We start from the raw sequence: 19,923 nt of genomic DNA on the forward strand, positions 1-19,923 counted from the left end.
CTTCAACCGAAGCTAGTATTCTTAACGTGTCAAAATCAATGCAAACAATTTGAGAGATACTACCGACGCCGGAGCATCGGAAAGCGCGTCCCCTATCAAGCGGGGCGCGGCCTCAGACTATATGGCCAACACGTGCTTCAGCTACGCAAGGTGTCAGTCCCCTACCATGCGGGGAGCGGCTTCGAACATCTACACCATCTTCCGCAGTATCGGTTGCGGGCCGTTTCAGTCCCCTACCATGCGGGGAGCGGCTTCGAACTCTCCAGAAGGAGCTTCCCTATCGGCTTGCCAGTTTCAGTCCCCTACCATGCGGGGAGCGGCTTCGAACTCGCAAGCACTGGTTCGGGTGGGCGCTGTGGATGATCAGGTTTCAGTCCCCTACCAAGCGGGGAGCGGCTTCGAACAAATCTGAGGGGATGACAGCCACCCTCATGGGCGTTTCAGTCCCCTACCATGCGGGGAGCGGCTTCGAACCTCGACCTACATCGCGTCGGCCGTCATTCGTGCGGGGTTTCAGTCCCCTACCATGCGGGGAGCGGCTCGAACTAGTGCAAATGAGAGTTTCCTGAAAGGAGCCTATGTTTCAGTCCCCTACCATGCGGGGAGCGGCTTCGAACGGAGCCGTGAGACATTTCTCGCTTTTTGCCAGCGGTTTCAGTCCCCTACCATGCGGGAAGCGGCTTCGAACCTGGCACGTGTTCGCGCGGCCTCAGCACCCGCGTTTCAGTCCCCTACCATGCGGGGAGCGGCTTCGAACCGAACGACATCTGCATGACGTCCTACATCACATCGTTTCAGTCCCCTACCATGCGGGGAGCGGCTTCGAACTCTGGAAGCCAGCGCCCAACGCTACCGTTGGAGGTTTCAGTCCCCTACCATGCGGGGAGCGGCTTCGAACCCGAACTTCAAAGATCACCTTCAGGCGGCGATGAGGTTTCAGTCCCCTACCATGCGGGGAGCGGCTTCGAACGAGAGCCAGGCCACCTCCGTGGATGAGATCATCGTTTCAGTCCCCTACCATGCGGGGAGCAGCTTCGAACCTGAAGGCGGCTCCGGCCAAGGCCGAGCCGTCCGTGCGTTTCAGTCCCCTACCATGCGGGGAGCAGCTTCGAACCTGAAAGGAGCCTATATTGCGACAACCACATGGTTTCAGTCCCCTACCATGCGGGGAGCAGCTTCGAACCCTCGCCAAGCGCAATGCCGAGCTGAAGCTCGAGGTTTCAGTCCCCTACCATGCGGGGAGCAGCTTCGAACCGAGCCATCACTCTGACGGATGTCAAAGTCCGCCAGCGTTTCAGTCCCCTACCATGCGGGGAGCAGCTTCGAACCGCCTAGCTGTAACCAACCACAAAATCACGGAAACTCAAGACAAATCTCAGGACGGCGCTATTGTTCGAGGGTGTTTTGCACAAATCAGCCTCCATGCCGCAGATCGAGATGAAAATAGCCTTTTCGGAACAATACACTAGCACGGATCCACGGAGGTTTCAGCCGGCATCGTCGCCCCAGAGCTCCACGCCATACCATCCGTGCCCATGTCTCGTATCATGGCCGATCTGTGCTGTCTCGCCAATCAGCAGGTAGGGCACCAGCCTGTCGAGCGGTCCTTCCAGCACAAGATGGCCGCGGCGATCCTGCATGGGTATCTCGTGCCAATGGCGCGTCGAACGCCGCTCCCACCTCGTCTCAACGATGCCGCCATCGTAAACGCGAGTGGCCCGCGCATCGTTCTTGACGGCCGTGAAATCGCAATCGAGCCGCAAACCATGCCAAAGCGCCAACCCCTCGATGCGATCGACTAGGCCCGGCAACAAGCCATGCCAATCGCTCGCCGCCGTCCCGTCGCGCTTGAGGATGATCGGACTCTTCAGGACCATCAGCACTTGATCGATCCTGGCGTCGACGACAGCCGCGACCTCGCTCTCGGTCTCGACCTGCTGATCGAGAACCTGCCAGTTGGGTCTCTCGCCATCCCGCCCCACGCCATAGGCAAAGACTTCGAGCAGAAGTGGCATCAGGCGGTCGGCAAAGCAGCAGGCTATGCCGAACAGGATGATCTGGAACACGGCGCGGCTGGAGCCACCATCCCGGTCGACTTGGGCGCGCGTCACAAACGGGCGGGGAACATCGCGCGCCCGCGTGACCTTGCCATGATCGTTCCACAAGAGGTCGAGCATGCTGAGCGGCTGGCGGGGACAGGGCAAGCCGTCGATCGCCTCCTTGCTCGCATGTCGCTTCAGGACGGGCCAGAGCGCCCCCCGTATGCGTCTCGCAACGTCGTGCCCCTCCAAGCTGGAGAAATCTCCGGCCAGCGACAGGGAGATCGTTGTCCATCGCCATTGACGGGCGATGACGTCGATACCCACCCCGGGATGGGGCGCTGCCAGGAAGGAGCGCAGAGCTGGCCCGGATAGCAAGGGAGCACATGTGGCCCAGTCCGCGGTTTCAAGGTCGTTCATCCCAAGTCTCTCAGGCAATCAGAAAGGTAGGCGCGTCCACGATGGCCGGCGCGCCGAACGTCCGGCAGCGCGCCAGCCCGGCCTGACCGATCGCATAGACGCGCAGACTATCGCCGGTTGCAAGGACCGCTTCCACCTTGATGGCCATGGCTTTGGCTTCCTTTTGCGTCATCCAGGCTTCGAACACCGAGTTCTGAACCCGCACGGCGCGCTCCTCCAGCATCCCGGCCACTCGACGCCGCTTGGCGTCGTCGGAGATATCGTAGGCAAAGACCGTGAACATGGCGGCTCGTGGCATGAAAGGCCTCAATAGTCCATACGATAGGGAACATAGGGTTCGCCAGTTTTGATCGCGCCCGCGAAACGACGCACCTGCCGCTCGATCATGCCTCTCCAGGGCACGGAGGAGGCGCCGGCGGGATCTTTGACGGGCCTCGCCAGCGTTCGCTCATAGGCGCGAATGATGGCGTCGCGCGTTTCCGCCTCCATCGTCCAGCCGAGGCCGCGATCGCGGGAAAAGCCATCGATATTGACCGCCTTCTGCGCGACGAGCGTCACCGCGCAGCTCTCGGCGACCGGCCCGCGAAACTCCTCGACAAGATCCGTCGCGCAAGCCGACGACTCGTTCTTGCTGGCATGCAGGATCGCAAAACCTGGGTGCAGACCGGCTGCGAAAACGGCGCGTTCGACCTCGTTGGTCACCAGCGTCGCGAGATACGACAGGATGACGTCGAATGGCGTCGCCGGTGGACGACGGCCACGCCGCTCGAACACCCAACCCTCGGGCAGGAAGCGGCCCAGCACCCGCCAATAGACCTTGGCCGAAGCACCCTCATAGCTCATCAGGCTGGAAACCGCCTCGGCGCCCGGCAGCTTGCGGAGGATGCGGTTGATCTCCTCGCAGGCCTGCACCACTGCGGTGTCGTTGCGTTGGCGGTTCAGGCGACGCAGCAAAGCGCGATGATTGTGGATACGAGCCTCGACGATCACCTCGGCGAGCTGCCGACGCCGCGCTTCGTCCAGAATGGTCCTTGCCTGGGCAAGGTGCAGCACGCCATTGATGCCCTCGCGTGGCGCCACCGACCCCAGCGCCTCGCCGCGCCCGTCGACGAACACCGTCGGCACGCCAGCCGCGAGCAACGCTCTCAGCGCATCCGACGAAATATCGGTATCGGGATGGACCTCGACCCTTTCCAGCAAATGCGCCTTGAGGCGCAGCCGCATGTGCCCGTCCTCGCTGACCTCGATGGACTCGCCGGTGCCCGTGTCCGCGCGGGTGCCGGCCATGGCAAGGTAGAGAACGCGCCGGCAGCGAGGGGGAGTGCCGGAGCGCTGTTCATCGTCCTTGCCTGAACTGTCCGGTGCCGGGGCTCCAGATGGAGGTGAATCCACGGTCTCGGTCGGCGCCTCGTCCCAGGGGTCCGCGACCACCAGCGACCGCACGAACAGATGCCCCAGAAAGCGCAGGCCACGGTTGAACGGCACGATCTTGGTCTTTTCAGGATGGAGCTCGAGACCTTCCTTCTTCAAAAGTCGCGCCGCCTTGTCCTTGGCGGCCTCCGCGTCGGCAGCCGATCTGGCCAGTATCACGAAGTCGTCGGCATAGCGGATCAGGCGAAGGGCCGGATCCCGGAAGGCCTCATCCATCGCGTCGAGATAGAGATTGGCGAGCACAGGCGACACGGGTGAGCCTTGCGGCAGTCCCCGCCCTGCTGCACCATAAGCTTCGAGCCACAAGCTGATGAGGTCGACGAATCTCCCGTCATCGACATGCGCCTCCAGCTTGGCGATGAGACGATCATGCGGCACGTTGTCGAAATAGGATCGGATGTCCGCGTCGACCGCCCAACGGAAGCCGTCGCGCCGGTGCTTGTCCACCATGCGCACCGCCTGTTGCACCGATCGCCCCGGCCGATAGCCGAAGCTCACATCCTCCATCTCCCGGTCGAGGCCGGCAACCAGCAGCGTCGAAGCTGCCGTCTGAACAACGCGATCTCGCACCGCGGGGATCGAGAGCTTGCGAAAGCCACCGCTCTTCTTGGGCATCTGGGCAGGCCGCGCGCGGCGCGGAACATATTCGCCAGAAATCAGCTCATGGGTCAGCGCCACGACCTCGTTCGCCAGGCGCTTGGCAAAGGCGTCTATGCTGACCCCGTCGCCACCGGGGCCGCCAGCGTTTTCCCGCACACGGGCGAAGGCCAGCGTCAGCGCCGTCGGCTCGGCGATTTGCTCGAAAAGACCGGTCAGGCGCTTCACCATCGGCGTTCCTCCTCCCACCGACGGCCATTGGCCGGACGAAAGATGGACAATCGGGTTGTTCTTGACACGAAGAAAGCGCGCAATGGTGACGCGAACCTCCGTGGAAATGGAGCATCCTTTTGGTCCATAAGGATTTTCCACAGCCGCAAGCGCCCTCCAGCGTTTCGCTGTGCCGGGACCGTCGAGAAATGGTCGACCTCCATAGATCGGGCTTGTGTTTTTATTGGTTTGTGGTTGGTTACAGACATGCGGTCTTAGGCCGTGCCCCGCTTGGTAGGGGACTGAAACTTCAGCCCACTCGGCCCGCAGGGCCATTTCGCGTCTTAGGCCGTGCCCCGCTTGGTAGGGGACTGAAACGTAGTCGAAGCCGCCCAAGCGCAGCCAATGGTCTTAGGCCGTGCCCCGCTTGGTAGGGGACTGAAACTTAAATAGCGTGCACTGCTCGCGCCAGAACAGTTGAGTCTTAGGCCGTGCCCCGCTTGGTAGGGGACTGAAACAAGCGCTGACCACGCTGGCGATAATGAGCCCGAGTCTTAGGCCGTGCCCCGCTTGGTAGGGGACTGAAACCTCGGCGTGAGCGCCGATGGCAGAGGTGAAGGCGGTCTTAGGCCGTGCCCCGCTTGGTAGGGGACTGAAACCAGACCTTTTTTATCCTTGGTCGGCTTGCCCCGTCTTAGGCCGTGCCCCGCTTGGTAGGGGACTGAAACACCAACAGGTCAAACTCGCTCGTGCGGAGCCGCCTCCGAGGCGGCGCTCAGTTTGGTATGGATCCCACGTCCCTTGCTCGGCTTTAATGCCCTGTTTGCCCGTTCATTCCGGCTATCTCCCTCCGTCATCGAGATAGATGGGAAAAGGTTCAACAACCGGCCCTTCCCTCTCTGTCTTTCGCGAGATTCAGCGTGTTCTGATGTGCGAACGGAGGTTCACCCGTTCCGTCTCCCTCGCATCCACCTGTGTGTCGGCGCCCCGAATCCGAGTTATTTTATTGCTCATCAATGAAACAAATCTCCGCCCGAGCAATTGATGGGCGATATTCGCGCGAAAGGAAGACGATCGGGTAAGGGAGGCGGCGAGCTGGCGCGACACCGCCTTTCGTCCCTGGACGCCCCACCTTGCGCGGGAGCTGACCCTAGATCACGCGCCCCTGGAGAACTGCCCGAAGCCTGCGCGCCGGACGATCGCGTTCGGACGAACGCAGCGCCATCGCGCACACCCGTCCCGCATAGGCTGCCCCCGTCAAAAATACATGTGTAGGTGTCAAAACGGACCTTTCCGTTTTGATATTACCGTTTACAAATTGTTGCCAAACGTAAGCCTGCAATTCATGAGGGGTGGCATGAGTAGTTGGATTTTGCGAGTGGAGGGCGTCAACTTCGCCGCCACGATCGACGACACCAACGATCTTTCGACCATGCGGGGCGGATCGCTGGCACTTCTGAACTTTCACGAGCAGGTTGGCGCGGCGCTCAAGGGGCTCGCGGGTGTGACGAAGGCCGAAAAGGTGTTTTCGGGCGCCTCCCTGTGTGCCTTCCGCGTCGAAGGCACGCTGGCTGACTTCGCCGAAACGGCGCGTCGAACGATCGCAGGCGTCTTCTCCGATCCCCAGTATGGCTGGAACGCCAAAGGCGAGGATCAGGCCGTTCCGCTCAATTACTTGACGGTGGTGGTGGACGCGGCCGAGACCGCCGTTGCCTCGGTCGAGGACAAGACGATCGATGCGGGCATCGACAAGGCGGAAGCCCGCAATCACGCCCGTCAGTTCCGGCAATGGACGATCGCGCCGCTGCCGGCCGCGCCGGTCCACGCCAATGCCACGACGGAGGCCGATCGCTTCGAAAAGGTCCGTCCGGCGACGGCCTGGATCCGCGCGCCCAAGGGCCATCTGCTGAACGCGACGGCCGAGGACACCAGTTCGGCGAACGGAAGCGACATCTATCACACCTCGGCCAGCGTCGCGGCGCGGCGCAACTACGGACGCGACGCGCGACAGAAGTTCTATGGCAAGCAACTGGGCGAAGGCTATGCCAAGCTGCTCTTCACCGACAGCGTCTCGGATATCGCCGAGGAACTGCCGGCCGACTACCGGCTGCCGGTGTCGCTCCGCTCGAAGATCGCCGTGTTCTATGCCGACGGCAACAAGTTCGGCAGCATTCGCAAGGAGGTCGGCGCCAAGGCTTTTTCCGATCGGCTGGACATACTGCGCAAGGGGCTGCTGAAGTCGATCCTCGACTGGTATGTCGCCGGCGAGGCGGACGAGGACGAGTTCGGTCCACTGGGAGACGCCTTCGCCGTCTACAGCGAAAAGCGCAGTCAGTGGGCCCTGCGCTTCGAGACGCTGATGTGGGGCGGCGACGAACTCCTGTTCGTGATGCCGGCCTGGCTGGCCGTGCCGTTCACGCAGGGCTTTTTCGAGATGACCAAGGCTTGGGAAATCGGCGGCGTGCCGGTAAGCCACGCCGTCGCCGTGGCCATCGCCCATCACAAGACGCCCATCCGTCAGTTGAAGGCGGTGGCCAAGCGCGCCGCCGATCTCGCCAAGAACGCCTCTCCGGATTTGCGAAAGGCCAGTTCGGTGACCTTCGAGGTTTATGAAAGCCTGGCGCCGCCCGACACCGACAGCAATTTCGAGGCGGAACGCCTCCGCCTTTACGGCAACAATCCGGCCATCGCCCCCGATGACCAGGCGAGCGCCCTCGCCCGGCTGCTGGCCATCCCCGGCGACGAATTCACCGGAGCCGTCAGGCGCTTTCAGGAGATACAGCGCGGCTTTCCCCGCTCGCAGATCTACGCGGCGCTGCGCGCCATGCGGGAAGCGCGCGGGCTTTGGGACAAGGAGGCGGAGGACGCCGCGCGGGTGGTCATCGAGAAATACGCCCGCTTCGACAGCCGGGCCGTCGATTGCCTTCACGCCAATCGCCTGCCGAGCTTCGGCCTGGGCAAGGCCCAGCCGGATCGTCCGCTGTCGCTCGATCTCGCCATGCTCGCCACGTTCTGGGACTATTTCGAGCCGTTCGGCGAACTGAAAGCCTTCCCCGCCAACTCCATCGTGGGAGGCTGAACCATGCCGCAGCGCGTTCGCTCCATCTACGACATCCGGCTGGCCATCCGCAGCCCGTTCCTGTTCCGCGGCCTTTCCGCCAAGCTGTTCGGCGTCGATGCCACACAGATCCGCGACGAAGATGGCCGCCCGATCCTTCCCTCCGACCAGATCCGGGGCATCCTTCGCGAGGGCCTGGAGCTGCTTTCCGACCATACCGAGCCCAAGGTCATAGGCGCCGACGACATCCTGTCGCTGTTCGGCAAGCCGAGCGCCCGCAATGGCGACGCGGATGACGGCCGGGGCAACACCAACGCCCCCGCGCGTGGACGCATCCATTTCTCCGACCTGACCGCCAACAAGGTGCTCAGGGGCAATGAGCTGGCCGATCTCCACCGCAACAACGGCCTCGAAACCACCCGCGTCAAGATCGACGAGGAGACCGGCGCCGCCGAAACCGGCGCGTTGCAGGTGCTGGAACTGGTCGCCCCGTTCGGCGAGGTGGTGTTGTTCGAGGGCATGGTGGTCGTCTACGAGGACAAGGCCGGCCATCTCGGCGATCTGATGACCAAGGCACTGGCGTTGCATCCCTCCGTCGGCGCCTTCAAGAGCTCGGGCTTCGGCGAAATCGTCCACGCGTCGTCGCGCATCACGCTGCGCCCGGCCGCCACCGCCTCGGCGCCCGCGCCGACAGCGACCGACGGCGTGGTGCGCCTGCGCGTCACCTTCGACCGGCCGGTCATGGTGTCGACCGACAAGGTGGCCGACAATGCCGATCTCGGCGCCGTCGTCGTGCCGGGCTCCGTGTTCAAGGGCGCCCTCGCCGATGGCTTGCGCCAGCGCGGCGAAGACCCCGACGGCAACGCGGTTCTGAGCCGCATGGTGTTCGGCCACGCCTTCCCCGAAGGCGACAAGCCGGGCCAGCGCATCTACCTGCCCCTGCCCTTGTCGCTGGTGGCCGAGACCAAGCCGGGACCGGTCGGCCCGGATGGCACGCAGAAAGACGACATTCTCTTCGGCGACGCCATCGACGTCGGCCTCGGTCAGGGCGCCTACGTCAAGGGATGCGAGGCGCCGGCCAAGTTCACCACCGACTGGAAGGAAACCTGGTTCTACGGAACCGACGAGCCGCTGGCGCGCCCCGCCTTCATCGACATACCGCCGGTCGCCCGCACCCACGCGGCGATCAACGCGGACGCCGAAACCGGGAAGCGCGCCTACAACACCTCGGGCACGGCAGCCGACCGGGCGCTCTACACCACGCTCGCCCGCTCGGTTCGCCGGCGGCTGGACGACAGCTCGATGGCCGACCGCAGCTGGCTGTTCGACATCTCGCTCGCCAACCTCTCGGAGGCCGAACGCACCGACGCGCTGAAGCTGATCGCCACCATGGTGGCCGAAGGGCTGGACGGCATTGGCCGGACCGGCGCCAGCGCCAGGCTTTCGCTGGCAAGCGCGGTAGAGCTGGAGCGCCCCTCGCCCCGCCATAGCCATCCGAACGAGTTCACGCTGATGCTGCTGACGCCGGCGCTGATACTCGATCCCAAGGCCATATGGGACGAGACCGGCAAGGAGCTGATGACCGCCCATGACGCCTACGCCGCCTACTTCAAGGCGGCGCTGGGCGATGGCTTCAAGCTGCTCAACTTCTTCGCCGGACAGGAGCTTTCGGGCGGCTACCAGGCGCGGCGTTTCCGCCCCTATGGCGCCGACCAATACTTCCCGTTCCTGCTCACCCAGCCGGGCTCGATCTTCCGGTTCGAGGGCAATGTCGGCGACGAGAAGCTGGCGCGATTGCTCAGGACCGGCTTGCCGCTGCCCAGCCTCAAGGGCGCAAGGCCGCTCGACTGGCGAAACTGCCCCTACGTGCCGGAAAACGGCTTCGGGCATTTCACGACGCGGCATCTGGCGGACGAAACGACGGCCAAGCTCGCCGGCAACGTCATCGCGGTCTGAGAGGAGGCGGAAATGAGCGCACGCGCCATGGAAATCGGTCGCCTCTACAAGGGCCGACTGGAGGTTGTGTCACCCCTGCATGTCGGCTCGGGCGACTTCGAAGAGCGAAAGGGCGTCAACGGCAAGTCCGGGCAGGACGGCAACGACCGGCCGCAGGTGGCGACCATCGCCCGCGACGGCGACGGAAAGCCCTTTATCCCCGGCACCACTCTGAAGGGCCTGCTGCGGCGGCTGCTGGCAAGCGAAAAGGACGCCGACCTCGTCGCCGGCAGCATCAAGGCAGATAAGGATGAGGGGCAAATCGGCTTCGTTCAGGTGCGCGGCGCCCGCCTCGCCAAGGCCGGCGACACCACCCACCTGCCCTATGCGCATGTTCTCGACAAGGCCGAGGTCGGCGAAGGCGTCTTTGTCGCCGCCCGCACCGCGATCGACGACGTCACCGGCTCCGTCGAGGACGGCAAGCTGTTCTTCCAGGAGATGGTCGCGCCGGGGGCGAAGTTCGACTTCGAGCTGATGGTGGCGCCCCGCCGCTTTGCCGAAGTCGATGCCGTTTGCAAGGCACTAGACCAGGCCCTGGCGCAGTTGGCGACGGGCAGCGGAACCCAGATCGGCAAGGGACAGGCCGACGGCTTCGGCCGGATCAAGCTCGACGCCCAGTCGCTGACGACTGCCTCGGGCCTTCTCGACGCCACGACCGGCGGCCTCACCTGGACGAGCCCTCGTCGCGTGTCCCTGGGGGACTTGGAGCGCCGCGAAGTGACGAGCTTCACGGTCAAGTTCTCCTGCCCCGGCCCGTTCATCATCGCCGACTCCTCCCGCAAGAAGGAGCGCGTGTCGGGTGAAAGCGACGACGAGCGCAAAAAGACGCCGCACGCCCGGCCGCAGCGACTTGGTGAGGATCTGCCACTCATTCTGGGCTCGAGCGTCTCGGGTGCGCTGCGCAATCGCGCCGAATGGCTGGCCCGCGTGAAGAAGATCGGCGCCGATTTCAAGCAAATCACGATTGCCGACCGCCGTCACATGCCGGCGCATCCGGTCGACCGCCTGTTCGGCGTCACCGGCTTTCGCGGGCTGCTCGGAATTCGCGGCCTCGATGTCGCAAGGGCAAGGCCCTGGGAGGTGACGTCAGTGAAGCTCGACCGCTTCTCCGGCGCCCCGGTGGACAACGCCCTCTTCACCACCGAAACATTCATCGGCGTCGAGTTCACGGCCACCTTCGAAATCGACAGTCGCGGCTATCCGGAAGGGATACGCGGCGGAACGGCGGATCCAGGGGAACGCAAGCGCATCGAGGCCGCCACCGAACAGCTGATCGCAACCCTCAAGGCGGATCTCGCAACCAACGGCCTCCAGCTTGGCGCCGGCGGCAACAAGGGTTTCGGCTGGTTCACGGCGACCATCGTGGAGGGCAAGAACAATGGTTGACAAGGCGTTGATCGATAAGGCGGTAGCCCTTCTGAGCGGCAGGTTTTCAGGCCGTTCGTCTTTCGGTGAAATAGGCGACTTCCTGGCAGATCGCGCCCCTTACGACGATCTCGAGCCACATGAACTCAAAGAGGTGGTGCTCGCTGCGCAGGAGCAACTCGGCAAGGCCACCGCCCGCCAAGTAACGAACACTCAAGCCGATCGCCCTGCTGGCAACGGCCGAGCACCGCGCCAACGCAACTGGGGCAACGCGCCAGTTCCGACGGCGCCCTACCGCTTCGTAACGATTGAAGACACCGTCGTAGATGGAAAGCCCTCGCCGCGTAACGAGCCTGTGCCAGACGGAGTCTCGGCCAAAATCAAGGTCGATTGGATCGCGGAAAGCCCGCTCCTCATCGGTGAGGCCGCCAAAAACGGAAACGGGGTCGGCCCGATGCGACTGGGCGGATATGGCCCATTCGTGATCCCTGGCGCGAGCCTGCGCGGCATGATCCGCGCAGCCACCGAGATTGTTGCACTCGGCAAGCTTGGCTTCGCAAACCTTCATCACCATTACGGGCTAAGGGATTTCGAACACAAGTATTACGCCGAGGAAAGCGGCATCTCCAACGTTGGTAAGGTTATGGCCGGCTGGCTCCGCAGGAAGGTTGTGGATGGAAAGGAGATTTGGGAGCTAGAACCCCTCGGCCCAAACTGGGCACATATAGCGCTAAAGAACATGCGCTTTGCCGGCCGGGACTGGGTTAAGGGCGGACTTGATCAAAAGTATGCTGCCGTTGGCATGAGGCGTGGCTCCATCTATGATTTTTCGAAGACCCACAAGTTCACTTCTCGCCGGACGGATGACCATGGCAAGCTGGTAACGGAACCCGGCGGCAGCGAGGACGGCGTTTTCGTCTTCTCGGGCAAGCTTCCTCCAAACGGCGAGAAGAAGTTCGAGTATGTGTTCTTCGACGAGCCGGTAGGTCCACCGGTTAGAATCTCCGAGGCGAAGAAAGAGGTTTTCTCGCGCTTCTACTCAAGGCCATCGAAGAACATTGTGGAACCAGATGGCAACTGGAAGGTCTTAAAACCCACGTTTGACCAAGGTGGGCGACTTCCGGTGTTCTACGTCGGGGATCCACAGAAACAGGGCGAGGACTTCTTTTTCGGTCTGACGCGACTTTTCAAGCTGCCGCACAAGCGTTCGGTGGCGGCGGTCGTAGAAGCTTCTCACAAAGCCCATTATCCCAAGCACGACCTCAAGAGCCCAGCCGCGTATTCGCCCGACTTCGTGGAAAATTTGTTCGGCTATGTCGTGGAGCGCGATGCTGTCGGCTTGCTTGAAGACGAGCGTTTGGAAACCGGGCTAGGCGCCCGCAAAGGGCGCGTCGCATTCGGCTTTGCACACTTGGCTGATGGTGAACCAACGCCTCGCATCAGCGAGCCAATGGAGGTGGTGCAGATGGCACCGCGGGCTTCCTATGCCCCCTTCTACCTCAGAGGAGCGACGACGAAGGATTACAGCGCTGACGCTAACCCGAAGCTTTCCGGGCGCAAGCGCTATTTGCCGCGAACGGCAAACGCCGACTTCTCTGCATCTATGGCGCGGATCAAGGCTATGGGCGATGGGCCTGGAAACGCGGAAATGAAGTCTTCGCTTTCTTTCCTTCTTCCCGCGGCTGGACGACAAGAAGTCCGCTTTTGTTCGGAAATCCGCCTGCACAATGTGTCGAAGTCCGAACTCGGAGCCATCTTGTTCGCTCTTACGCATGGCGGTGACCCCGAGCGGAAATCGCGCCACATGCTTGGTCGAGCAAGGCCGTTCGGCGCTGGACAGATTCGCGCCGAGCTTGTCGATCTCGTTGTCACAGAGAATGACGGCGGCGCCTGCAGAGCGGGGGTGGATCCAAAGCCCTACCTCAAAGACTTCGTGGCAGCGATGAAGGTCGAAGTTCCCAACTATCCGGACATTCCTTCGATCCGTGAGTTCCTCGGTCTGGCGCAGCCAGCGAAAGACCTTCAACTCGACTATCTTTCGCTTAAGCCATTTGGTGACATCCGAAAGATGGTGCGACCGGAGAAGAGCGACAAAAACAGCCTTCCGGCTACGGGCCCGCAGGAAAGAGCTAAAGACGGCCGTCTATTACCAAGTCCCGAACGCAAGCTGACTTGGTCTTTCGACTGAATCCAGTCGACGACCCTCAGGGCACAATACCCGAGCACCTCAAAGTCGCCGGGTATTGCTTTCCTTGGAAAAGCGTAGGCCCTGTGATGGATACCGAGCCCCGAGAACGACCGGCAAAATAGGGGTCTCCGATTTGACCTCTGTCCGGAGAGGAGATCCCCACATGACAAGCCGCCGAAGAAGGAGCGGCTCGTCATGGTTTTCATCATCCTCACACTGTTCGCCGTCATGTTGTTCGGCGGCTTCATCGGGGTGTTTGCTCAAATGATCGCCGAGATGACCGGCCCGGCTGGGTGCCTGATGACCGGCGTGCTGGCGCTCATTGTCCTCATCGCCATGTTTGCACGATGAGCAGGGCCGGTGCCTTGGCCACAGAAGTTCGGGGGTCACGGCCAAATGGGGCAAATCCCGTCTGGCCTCGAGTATGGCCCGAGCCTAACATTTGGCTCTGCTTGGGGGGCTATCATGTCAACGGATCGTGGTGCCGAGTTCGCAGATCTCGCCTACAACATCATCGTCGCCGAGAAGCGCTTCTCGGCCAAGAAGGTCGCCATGGAAATGGGGCTCGGCTATGACGCGCTGCATGCGCGCCTTGTCAATCGAACTCCATTCTCGGCCGAAGAGATCCGGCGTCTGATCCGCGCCGCGCCGGACCCGCGTTTCGTCGGTTGGCTGCTGCGTGGCACACCGTTCATTGGCGCCGAGCGCGGGGCCACCCTGACGCCCACCGACGATCTCAATCTCGAGGCGATCCACATGTCAGCGACGCGGATCGTCCTTGAAGCTGCGGACGTGCTCGAGTCCGTGGAGAAGGCGCTGGCCGATCGCCGGATCGACCATCGCGACGCCCTTGAGATCCGCAACGAAATCGAGGTCGCCGAACGCGCCCTCGCCTCGCTTGGCCAACACCTGAGAGCCGTCGCCCCGCTCCTGGCGCATGACGAGGCCTGAGAACAGGCCCAATGGGCCGCTCCGGCCGGCATGGGAGGTTTGAGCCTCGGGATCTCTGGGGCACTGAAGGCATCCCCGTGAGAAGACGCGCCATTCCCTAGGACTTCGACGTCCGGCAGGTGCGTCACCTCCCGTCCAGTAGACCGCAGAGGAGGCGTGGTGGCGTTTCCTCACGGCGAACAGAACAGCGGCGCGCCAAAAGCAATCGTCCTCTGCACAAGGACACTATCCGGAAAGCCAAAGCTGGCTGCTTCTGTAACCATCGCCCAGCCCGGAGAGTTTGCTGCTCTGCCTGCTCAGCATCTGGAACCTTCACTTTTGCGCGGGAAACCAAGCACAATCGGCTTATGTGCACCGGTAAAGAGGGGAAGGCTCCGCCCACGAGCACGATCGCATAGCCAGCCTGACACAACTCTTGCACGTGCCTGGAGCTTTACATTCTCAGCAAAACGCCGAAAACGGCTCCGTTCTGTCAACTTTATTTAAAGCTCTGTCAACTTTCAGGCTGCTCAAGCGGCATTTCGAAAGGTTTCCGGGTCAGAAAACACAACTTAAAATATGTATTCCCGAGCATCGACGCTGGCGAGCTTTACATCAAGTCGCTTCCCGGACCGGCGATGTAAAGCTCTGTCAACGTAAGCCGCCTTTGCTCAGCGCTGTTCGACACACCCGGAGGCGTGCATCACTCCGGTTGCCAACAATCAACCGTCTCAGAGGGCTTCGAGTTCCGGGAACGGGTGCCAGGTGATACGCGGATCGTAGCAGCCAACCTGGTTCGCATAAGAGGCTACCGCCTTGTCATTCACAAGGCGGACTGAAACGGTTTGGATGCCTGAGTAGCCACCCATGCGGTTCTTGGCGTTGCCGCGAATGCACAGCGAGGTGACGCCCTTCTTGGCGTCGAGGATGTTCACCGAGGTGATGGCCGCGTCACGCACCGAGTAGGGGTCGACCAGATAGAACTTGGCTTGCTCGGCGAGATAGGCCCTGAGCGCCGGTGAGGGTGGCGTTGCCCTGGCGTAGATCTCGCCGATCTGTGCCTGGGTCTGGCAGCCGGCAAGGGCGATGAGGGCGAAAATGGCGATGCGCTTCATGGGGCCTCTTCTTTGTCTCGTGCATATGCGGAGATGAACGAACCAGCAATCAGTAGACGCACCTACATATCAGCACCCGCATTGCGGTTAAGCGAACAGAATATGGCGCCTGACGCCGAGAGCACGTGCTGCTCGCCGATAATCGCTAGAAGCGGCCAAACAGGGAGTTATCCCCGTAAGCGTCAGCCTCTGCCTGCTTCAGCAAGTGAAGAGCAGCCTTGCGAGGTCGGCGCAGTGCCGAAGCGGTCCATGGCCTGTCTCGACCGGTCCTGATGCCCAGATCATTCAGTTTGGCGGCCAGGTCGGACACCGCGAGAGACTGCCATCGGTTTGCGAGGATGGCCTCGGCGATCTCGGCGTGTTTCTCCATCGCCCGGCGCATGTTGGCCTCTGCTCCTTTCTTCTGAGCTTCAGGTAGGTTTATCGGATTGCCCAACCGGATGCCGGCGTCCTTCAAGATGCCCAGGGCCTCCCTGGTTCGCCTAGAAATCAGATCTCCCTCGGCCTCGGCACGGGCGGCCTTGCTGGCAAGAACAAGGGGATCCATAGCCGAATCCTCAGAGGCCAAGACAATCTGCAGGTCCCCAAACTCGGTCATAATCTTGTCGAAGGTCGGCTTGTGCCGGGAGATGCGGTCGATCCTGTCCAGAAGCAGTGTCGCGCGCTCCCTCTTGGCCAGCTTCAGAGCGTTCCTCAACCCGGTCCGGTAGTCCAGGTTTCGCTCACCTCGAGCACTGGCCACGTCCTGAAACCATCCGATGATGTGGAACCCCTCGGCGTCGGCACGTGCCCGAATTGCCGCTCGCTGCCCCTCCAGGCCCACGCCACTCTCTCCCTGCTTCTGTGTAGAGACGCGGACATAGGCGACAGCAGGCTTGAGTGCTTTGGCAACGAACATGAGACTCCTCGCTACAGGTAGGCCAAGTATGGGAAGAGGAGAGGCAAGCAAGTAATGAGCAAGGCTATACGACCCCCTATAGAGTTGAGCAGCACACAACTGAGCAACACTAAAGGGTGAGGCAACGTAAGCCATACCGATCACAGAGACCTCTCTTGCGGGTGGATCACCGTCCACGCCGAGACTTATAGCGAGCACCTCGGCGAACCGCAGTCGATTGTGAATTTTGTCGGCAGCCCGCTCTCATGTAGCTGGGCAGGGACCAAACCTGACCGTTCGGCGGTCGATCCCTAGGACGCTGCCGTTCCTATTTTCCGCAGTGTCCCGGGACGGACCAACCAAAACCCGGCCAAGTGACGAGCGAGCGATTCAAGCCGAAGCCAACCCGCTTCTTCTCGCGAGACGTCGCTCGGCAAGGGCATAGCCCCTCGGGCTGCAGTCTCCGTCCATCAGACCGATCGGAGGGCTGCCGCCACTCACTTCCGGCCGAGTTTGCAATCGTCTGCGCCGCCGTTGCTCGACCGCTATAAGTGAGGCGTCGGCACGTTGCACGCCGACTGGAACTGCGGCGGCGGCCTGCTCAAAGAGACATATCACCAGCCGCTGTCTTAATCGCGAGGACCCTGGAGCTCGGCATGACCACTGCAACCCTAAACCTGAGAGTATCTCCCCGCCGCATGCTGTCGGAGCGAGAGGCGGCCGAGTATGTGGCGCTACCGCTGGCCGTGTTTCGCTCAGATTGCACCGTGGCGGCCGTTCTGATGCCACGCGGCAAACGGCTGTTCGACATGCAGGATCTCGACCAGTGGATCGACAACCTCAAAGGAGGGGTAGCCAACACCTACGAAGATATCCTGCGGAAGCTCGCCTGAAATGTATGTGCGGGTGAAGGGCTTTCAGATCTTCAAGGACCGGCACGGAAAGGCGCGCTGCTACCACCGTGTCAGCAAGACGCCTATCGACCTGCAGCAGTTCCCTATCGGCTCGGCGGAGTTCTTCGCCGAATGCCAACGCATCACCGCGCTGGGGACAAAAGCCGATCTCACAAAGCCAGGCACGCTTGGCCATTTGATCGACAAATACCGTGAACACAACGCGTTCGAGGACCTCGCTCCACGAACCAAGTCCGACTACCAAAAGGTGTTCGATTACCTGCAGGACATCCGGGACACCTCAGTTGCGTGTTTCGAACCGCCCCTAGTGGTTCACATCAGAGACAAGGCCGGAAAGCGAAGGGGTGTGAAGTTCGGGAACTACGTGAAAACGGTCCTGTCGATCATTTTCGGATGGGGGCTTGAGCGCGGCTACACCAAGAGCAACCCAGCCTTCAGGATCAAGAAGCTCAAAAGCCCGAAGGGTGAGTCCGAAGCGAACCGTCCATGGAGTGACGAGGAACGTGAGGCCGTCCTCGAGGTGTTGCCTCCTCGGCTCCTCGGGCCGATTGCTTTCATGATGTTCACAGGCCTGGATCCCAGCGATACCCTCAAACTGCCAAAGAACCGGGTCCGGAATCGTCAGCTCGTGACCCGAAGGGCGAAAACACATACCGAGGTCATTGTGCCTTTGGTCGGCCGGCTGGCCAATATTCTGGATGCTTTGCCGAAGCACGAAGCCGATACCCTCTTCATCAGCGGCAGGCAGAAGCCGTGGACCTACTCCGGCTTTCAGACCGAATGGAGAAAGGTGAAGCTTGCACTCGAAAAGGCCGGGAGGATCGAGCTAGGCCTTACTTTGAAGGGCCTCAGGCACACCGTCGCAACGATTCTGGCCGAATCAGGCTTTGACGAGCGGACCATCGCGGACATGCTTGGCCAGGAGACGATTGAAATGGCCCGGCACTATTCCCGGCGGGCCGACAAGTCCCGCAAGCTTGCAGGCGTGATGTCGGAATTCGACGCGGAAGTGAGCCGCAGGCGTGAAGAAATTGTCAAACCCTAGTTTGAAACTGTCAAACCCAAGACGTAGGACGCGCTCGGCAGAGCCTAAAACTCAATAAAATCAAAGGAGAGAGATTGGCTGGGGGACCTGGATTCGAACCAAGACGAACGGAGTCAGAGGCCCCTACCCTTATGTCATTGACCTACGCTTTTCCTCCGACCGAGGGAAAGCCCGGATATGCAAAATCAATGGGTTAGAAGCAGTTTCCCGACCGAAAACCGCCGGTTTCTACCGTCAATTCCAGTGCATGAAGAGCTTCGTTCGATCGCCCACGCCATCGAGCGACTTGGCTGTCGCATGGGCGAGGATCCCGAGCGGGCGATCCTTCGCAAGGAAGCTCTCGCCGATCGCGTTCGCGCTGTTGCTGCCCAGATCGGCGGTGCGGCATGAAGCTAACCGTCACCTATTGGCTGTCGGTCGCCTTTGCCAGCCGAGAGCTTTCGCCTTCTGAAAAGCTCGCAGGAGCGGCCATCGCATACAGCATCCAGGCCGGCGCTGATCAGATTGCCCACCGTCAGCTTGGCGAGGCTTACGCTTGCTCGCCCCGATCGGCCATGCGCGCAGTCCGCGCCTTGGAAAGGCTTGGCTGGCTTACGGTCACGCGAACGTCCGGAGAGGCCAACGTTTACGCCCTATGCCTTCCAGAAGCGCCCGAGCAGGTTCGGAAGGCGGTGCGTTCATGATCGACGTTCGCTATCGAACGGTCTGGCAGAATGCCGTTCTGGCCTGCCCTGAGATCTCCGCGACGGTCTGCCGGGTGGCAATGGCAATCAGCCAGCGCCTTCACCCAGGCAGCGAATGCTTCCCCTCCTACGAGCTTTTGGGCAAGAGCGCGGCTATCAGCCGTGACACGGCCATCCGTGCCGTGAAGTGGCTGGAGGGCGCTGGCTGGCTTGGCGTGACACGTACGAAGGGACGCAAGAGCAACACCTTCACCCTGCTCCTGCCGGCCTCTGTGGCGATCCCAGAGCCGCTTCAGATCCCAACCATCTGCAACGACGTGCGACCGTTGGAAGTGGTCGAACAGTCGCAAGCTGATGCAACCGTTGCCCGGTTCGAACAGTCGCAAGCTCCTGCAACCGTTGCCCCATCTGAACGGCCGCAAGCTGGTGCAACTGTTGCCGAAAAGGAACAGTCGCAAATCGCCCCTTCAACGGTCGCAGAGCTTTGCGACCCGAAGAAACATAAAAATATATACCCCCTTAATCCCCCTACCCAACCCGGCAACGACATCGACGCGGCCTTTGAGGAGCTGTGGGAGATTTGGGCGAACAACACCGACAAGGGCAAAGCTCGCTCAGCCTTCCATCGAGCGGTGACGGGACTGCGTGTGCTTCCCGAGACGATCATCGCCGCAGCCAGAGAGCGGAGGCTCAAGCGCATCACCGGCCACGTCGGGGAAGCGATGCCGTTGGCGCGATGGCTTCGAGAGGAAGGCTGGTCTGCCGAGACCAAGCCGGCATCGTCTAGCGGGCTGAAGGCTTCCGAGGCCAAGCAGGCACGCATCTTCGTCGAGGAAGGCACGGCGGCTTGGAAGGCCTGGAAGGAGCACCGGAAGCGGAAGGGGCTCAGCTTGGTAGCCCGATCCTTTCCCTCGAAGCCCGGCCGGTTCGGTTGGTACTTCGAGACCGAATGGCCTCCCGGCTCGTCCCCTTCCGGGTCCTTCCCGGCCGAGCCGATGGGGGTAATTCGCTCCCCGGCGTTTAGCTACAGTTGAGCCGGATTTAGCCTAAATTTCC

General features: G+C 61.8%; 16 protein-coding genes and 1 CRISPR repeat array. Of the genes, 11 read left to right on the plus strand and 5 right to left on the minus strand.

Annotated features, from left to right (window positions below):
- Positions 1–1,487: 1,487 nt before the first annotated feature.
- From M4J39_RS04305 to cas1, 3 genes are read right to left on the minus strand one after another with little or no spacing between them, the layout of a single operon-like run.
- The gene (locus tag M4J39_RS04305) at positions 1,488–2,459 is read right to left on the minus strand and encodes a hypothetical protein (RefSeq protein WP_251726552.1); all 972 of its coding nucleotides are present in this window, start codon (positions 2,457–2,459) and stop codon (positions 1,488–1,490) included.
- 10 nt (positions 2,460–2,469) lie between these two features.
- On the minus strand, positions 2,470–2,757 hold the full coding sequence (cas2, locus tag M4J39_RS04310; RefSeq protein ID WP_251726553.1) for a CRISPR-associated endonuclease Cas2: 288 nt from the start codon (positions 2,755–2,757) through the stop codon (positions 2,470–2,472).
- 8 nt (positions 2,758–2,765) lie between these two features.
- Positions 2,766–4,718: a CRISPR-associated endonuclease Cas1 gene (cas1, locus tag M4J39_RS04315; RefSeq protein WP_251726554.1), complete on the minus strand. Its 1,953-nt coding sequence runs from the start codon at positions 4,716–4,718 to the stop codon at positions 2,766–2,768.
- Positions 4,719–4,969: 251 nt separating this feature from the next.
- Positions 4,970–5,425: direct repeats of the CRISPR family, unit length 37 nt; unit sequence GTCTTAGGCCGTGCCCCGCTTGGTAGGGGACTGAAAC.
- Between the two features lie 629 nt (positions 5,426–6,054).
- Here cas1 and M4J39_RS04320 point away from each other — a divergent pair.
- From M4J39_RS04320 to M4J39_RS04345, 6 genes are all read left to right on the plus strand, one after another.
- A complete protein-coding gene (locus M4J39_RS04320; RefSeq protein WP_251726555.1) occupies positions 6,055–7,776 on the plus strand; it encodes a hypothetical protein in 1,722 nt (573 codons plus the stop codon).
- 3 nt (positions 7,777–7,779) lie between these two features.
- The gene (locus M4J39_RS04325; RefSeq protein WP_251726556.1) at positions 7,780–9,711 is read left to right on the plus strand and encodes an RAMP superfamily CRISPR-associated protein; all 1,932 of its coding nucleotides are present in this window, start codon (positions 7,780–7,782) and stop codon (positions 9,709–9,711) included.
- A gap of 12 nt (positions 9,712–9,723) precedes the next feature.
- On the plus strand, positions 9,724–11,136 hold the full coding sequence (locus M4J39_RS04330; protein ID WP_251726557.1) for an RAMP superfamily CRISPR-associated protein: 1,413 nt from the start codon (positions 9,724–9,726) through the stop codon (positions 11,134–11,136).
- Positions 11,129–13,303, plus strand: coding sequence for a TIGR03986 family CRISPR-associated RAMP protein (locus tag M4J39_RS04335; protein WP_251726558.1), 2,175 nt, complete (start codon positions 11,129–11,131; stop codon positions 13,301–13,303). Before M4J39_RS04330 ends, M4J39_RS04335 begins: the two co-directional genes overlap by 8 nt.
- Positions 13,304–13,498: 195 nt before the next feature.
- On the plus strand, positions 13,499–13,654 hold the full coding sequence (locus tag M4J39_RS04340) for a hypothetical protein (protein ID WP_251726559.1): 156 nt from the start codon (positions 13,499–13,501) through the stop codon (positions 13,652–13,654).
- 114 nt (positions 13,655–13,768) lie between these two features.
- Complete coding sequence (locus M4J39_RS04345; RefSeq protein ID WP_251726560.1) at positions 13,769–14,254, plus strand: phage regulatory CII family protein; 486 nt, start codon at positions 13,769–13,771, stop codon at positions 14,252–14,254.
- Positions 14,255–14,964: 710 nt separating this feature from the next.
- Here M4J39_RS04345 and M4J39_RS04350 read toward each other — a convergent pair.
- Together M4J39_RS04350 and M4J39_RS04355 are read right to left on the minus strand one after the other, a co-directional pair.
- Positions 14,965–15,348 carry a hypothetical protein gene (locus tag M4J39_RS04350; RefSeq protein ID WP_251726561.1) on the minus strand — a complete coding sequence of 128 codons (384 nt, stop codon included), beginning with the start codon at positions 15,346–15,348 and terminating at the stop codon, positions 14,965–14,967.
- Positions 15,349–15,493: 145 nt separating this feature from the next.
- A complete protein-coding gene (locus M4J39_RS04355) occupies positions 15,494–16,246 on the minus strand; it encodes a recombinase family protein (RefSeq protein WP_251726562.1) in 753 nt (250 codons plus the stop codon).
- A 635-nt stretch (positions 16,247–16,881) separates the two neighbouring features.
- Between M4J39_RS04355 and M4J39_RS04360 the strand changes: the two genes are divergently transcribed.
- The 5 genes from M4J39_RS04360 (at position 16,882) to M4J39_RS04380 (ending at position 19,901) form a co-directional block, all read left to right on the plus strand.
- Positions 16,882–17,118: a hypothetical protein gene (locus M4J39_RS04360; protein ID WP_251726563.1), complete on the plus strand. Its 237-nt coding sequence runs from the start codon at positions 16,882–16,884 to the stop codon at positions 17,116–17,118.
- A gap of 1 nt (position 17,119) precedes the next feature.
- Positions 17,120–18,184 carry a tyrosine-type recombinase/integrase gene (locus M4J39_RS04365; RefSeq protein ID WP_251726564.1) on the plus strand — a complete coding sequence of 355 codons (1,065 nt, stop codon included), beginning with the start codon at positions 17,120–17,122 and terminating at the stop codon, positions 18,182–18,184.
- 243 nt (positions 18,185–18,427) lie between these two features.
- A complete protein-coding gene (locus tag M4J39_RS04370) occupies positions 18,428–18,574 on the plus strand; it encodes a hypothetical protein (RefSeq protein WP_251726565.1) in 147 nt (48 codons plus the stop codon).
- A complete protein-coding gene (locus M4J39_RS04375) occupies positions 18,571–18,867 on the plus strand; it encodes a helix-turn-helix domain-containing protein (protein WP_251726566.1) in 297 nt (98 codons plus the stop codon). Before M4J39_RS04370 ends, M4J39_RS04375 begins: the two co-directional genes overlap by 4 nt.
- A complete protein-coding gene (locus M4J39_RS04380; RefSeq protein ID WP_251726567.1) occupies positions 18,864–19,901 on the plus strand; it encodes a helix-turn-helix domain-containing protein in 1,038 nt (345 codons plus the stop codon). Before M4J39_RS04375 ends, M4J39_RS04380 begins: the two co-directional genes overlap by 4 nt.
- The last annotated feature ends 22 nt before the right edge of the window (positions 19,902–19,923 follow it).

The sequence above is a fragment of the Pleomorphomonas sp. NRK KF1 genome (assembly GCF_023721755.1).
Lineage (GTDB): Bacteria > Pseudomonadota > Alphaproteobacteria > Rhizobiales > Pleomorphomonadaceae > Pleomorphomonas.

What these genes read in the sequence shown, in the direction of transcription:
- M4J39_RS04305 (WP_251726552.1), bottom strand. Translation starts at nt 2,459, where the DNA reads ATGAACGACCTTGAAACCGCGGACTGGGCCACATGTGCTCCCTTGCTA.
- cas2 (WP_251726553.1), bottom strand. Translation starts at nt 2,757, where the DNA reads ATGCCACGAGCCGCCATGTTCACGGTCTTTGCCTACGATATCTCCGAC.
- cas1 (WP_251726554.1), bottom strand. Translation starts at nt 4,718, where the DNA reads ATGGTGAAGCGCCTGACCGGTCTTTTCGAGCAAATCGCCGAGCCGACG.
- M4J39_RS04320 (WP_251726555.1), top strand. Translation starts at nt 6,055, where the DNA reads ATGAGTAGTTGGATTTTGCGAGTGGAGGGCGTCAACTTCGCCGCCACG.
- M4J39_RS04325 (WP_251726556.1), top strand. Translation starts at nt 7,780, where the DNA reads ATGCCGCAGCGCGTTCGCTCCATCTACGACATCCGGCTGGCCATCCGC.
- M4J39_RS04330 (WP_251726557.1), top strand. Translation starts at nt 9,724, where the DNA reads ATGAGCGCACGCGCCATGGAAATCGGTCGCCTCTACAAGGGCCGACTG.
- M4J39_RS04335 (WP_251726558.1), top strand. Translation starts at nt 11,129, where the DNA reads ATGGTTGACAAGGCGTTGATCGATAAGGCGGTAGCCCTTCTGAGCGGC.
- M4J39_RS04340 (WP_251726559.1), top strand. Translation starts at nt 13,499, where the DNA reads ATGGTTTTCATCATCCTCACACTGTTCGCCGTCATGTTGTTCGGCGGC.
- M4J39_RS04345 (WP_251726560.1), top strand. Translation starts at nt 13,769, where the DNA reads ATGTCAACGGATCGTGGTGCCGAGTTCGCAGATCTCGCCTACAACATC.
- M4J39_RS04350 (WP_251726561.1), bottom strand. Translation starts at nt 15,348, where the DNA reads ATGAAGCGCATCGCCATTTTCGCCCTCATCGCCCTTGCCGGCTGCCAG.
- M4J39_RS04355 (WP_251726562.1), bottom strand. Translation starts at nt 16,246, where the DNA reads ATGTTCGTTGCCAAAGCACTCAAGCCTGCTGTCGCCTATGTCCGCGTC.
- M4J39_RS04360 (WP_251726563.1), top strand. Translation starts at nt 16,882, where the DNA reads ATGACCACTGCAACCCTAAACCTGAGAGTATCTCCCCGCCGCATGCTG.
- M4J39_RS04365 (WP_251726564.1), top strand. Translation starts at nt 17,120, where the DNA reads ATGTATGTGCGGGTGAAGGGCTTTCAGATCTTCAAGGACCGGCACGGA.
- M4J39_RS04375 (WP_251726566.1), top strand. Translation starts at nt 18,571, where the DNA reads ATGAAGCTAACCGTCACCTATTGGCTGTCGGTCGCCTTTGCCAGCCGA.
- M4J39_RS04380 (WP_251726567.1), top strand. Translation starts at nt 18,864, where the DNA reads ATGATCGACGTTCGCTATCGAACGGTCTGGCAGAATGCCGTTCTGGCC.